At 69.8% G+C, this 202-nt stretch carries 1 pseudogene; it reads left to right on the top strand.

What is annotated here, in order from left to right:
• Window positions 1-202 (top strand): annotated as a pseudogene (locus QN347_RS20400) (hypothetical protein); the annotation flags it as partial.

Genomic DNA, 202 nt, shown 5'->3' with positions numbered 1-202 from the left:
AGATGTGTATAAGAGACAGCCGCTGATCCTGTCGTCGGCCGATCTCGTCTATCGCAGCAGCGTGCTCAACACGCTCGCGCGCGGCGCGCCAGGCGCGACCTTTTCGGCGCCGCGATCGATATGCCGTGCGCCGCGCATCGCAGCACTGTGCGGCGTCGTCGCGGCGGGCTTTCTGATCGCCCGCGGCGCTCCCCGCCCCCCC

Source organism: Sphingomonas sp. 10B4 (genome assembly GCF_035019905.1).
Taxonomy (GTDB): Bacteria; Pseudomonadota; Alphaproteobacteria; order Sphingomonadales; family Sphingomonadaceae; genus Sphingomonas; species Sphingomonas glacialis.
The sequence above is the reverse complement of the archived record's forward strand: the minus strand, read 5'-3'. Positions and strand labels throughout refer to the sequence as shown.